Origin of the sequence: Rhizobium sp. FKY42, from assembly GCF_005222835.1 — a bacterium.
GTDB lineage: Bacteria > Pseudomonadota > Alphaproteobacteria > Rhizobiales > Rhizobiaceae > Neorhizobium.
Genome location: NZ_STGA01000064.1, coordinates 1 through 1,663 on the forward strand (window position 1 = coordinate 1; position 1,663 = coordinate 1,663).

Sequence of the window (1,663 nt, forward strand, 5' to 3'; positions counted from 1 at the left end):
ATAAACCAATACTTTGCCAGCACCATCACACCGCACAAAATCAACGGCTTCCGAGTTGTTCAGGGAGGACGAGATACGGTCCATCCTGGAAGCGGCGAGAGCCCGTCACATGGCTGCAAATTCTTAAGCGACTGTCATCTTTGGGACAGAGTTTCGACCCATTCTTCACACCTGTGGCAATTCTGTGGAACTTGAAAACGGGAGAAGCGTTTTGAGGGCACACAGTCAGGGAGAAGTGGTCATGTCACGCGAATGGGTTGAAGCCGCCAGTTTCGTTTTCACAGTCGCAGCCTGCTACATGTTCATCGTGCCGGTCTGAGCTAAGCTGTAACGCGTTTTGTTGCGTCGGATCATTCTTGTTTCGACGCAAAATAGGCGCTGACATTTTCTATGTCGGCGTCAGTCAGGTCGTTTTCCACCGGCAGCATGAGGTGCCCAAAAGCAGTGCCTCCACGGTGTCCCTGACGAAACAGGCGCAACTGATTGGTCAGATACGGTACGCTCTGGCCTGAAAGCTTAGGATAGCATGGAGCCGATGGATCACCTCTTGTGATCGGTTGGCCGCCCCTGCCAATCGCTCAACATTCATATTGCCCCGGCTCAATCAGAGAAAGTTTGATCATCCCTGATGACCACACCGATGGCCATGAACGCTGCCCCCCTGCAATTGTTCCCGACATTGCCTCCAATTTTTAAAAGGAACCTAAATTACACTTTGCGTGTTTGATTACCGTAAGAAGGCAGCAAGACCTTCGCCAAATCGACGGACGGTCATGGGAGAACGAAGATGGAAAATCTGATCAAACGCTTGAGAACCTTTTGGAGCAAAAGCGGCAAGGTAGACAGAACAAAAGGTGCTGATCAACCGCCTTTGCATGTCGTGTCTCCGGAAAGCGTGAGCCTGCCTTTCCCACGCAGCCCGCGCGACGAGATCAGCGTACCGGCATCCATCAATGGCCGTGATCTTTCGACAGGACGTCTTTGACACACCTTCAATCACTGACAAAGGATTAGATAAATATGACTGACATTGGATCCGCACGTATTCTTATTCTCGCAACCGATGGCTATGAGCGCTCTGAACTGCGCGTACCTCTGGAAGAGCTGCGCAAGCATGGCGCAGATGTAAAGATCGCCTCGCTGAAGCCCGGCGAAATCAAGAGCTGGGACGAGAAGGATTGGGGCGATACCGTGCCGGTCAATCTCACGGTCGATCAGGTCAAGCATGAGGAATACGACGCGCTGGTCATTCCGGGCGGTCAGATCAACCCGGATATTCTCCGCACGGAACAAAAGGCAGTCGACATCGTCCGCAACTTCATCAAGGCCGGAAAGGTCGTCGCGGCAATCTGCCATGGCCCTTGGCTGCTGGTGGAGGCGGATGCGCTGCGCGGCCGCAAGGCGACCTCCTATCACTCGATCAAGACCGACGTGATAAACGCTGGTGCGTCTTGGGAGGACAAGGAAGTCGTCACCGACAACGGCGTTATTACGTCGCGCTCCCCGAAGGATCTTCAGGCCTTTGTGGCAAAGATCGTGGAAGAGGTTCAGGAAGGTCGGCACAAGCGCCAGGCTGCCTGAGCATATTGATTTCAAAGTCATGACCTCCACCAGAGGTGGAGGTTTGAAACGCTGCGCTTGAACCGCTAGAAGCGGTTTTGCT

At 53.4% G+C, this 1,663-nt stretch carries 2 protein-coding genes; both read left to right on the top strand.

Going from position 1 to position 1,663, the window contains the following annotated elements; all coding sequences use genetic code 11:
- The first annotated feature begins 787 nt into the window (after window positions 1-787).
- Window positions 788-985 (top strand): hypothetical protein, encoded by a 198-nt coding sequence (locus tag E8M78_RS20840; protein ID WP_137136881.1) that lies wholly within the window; start codon window positions 788-790, stop codon window positions 983-985.
- Window positions 986-1,020: 35 nt separating this feature from the next.
- Window positions 1,021-1,581 (top strand): type 1 glutamine amidotransferase domain-containing protein, encoded by a 561-nt coding sequence (locus E8M78_RS20845; RefSeq protein WP_137136882.1) that lies wholly within the window; start codon window positions 1,021-1,023, stop codon window positions 1,579-1,581.
- The last annotated feature ends 82 nt before the right edge of the window (window positions 1,582-1,663 follow it).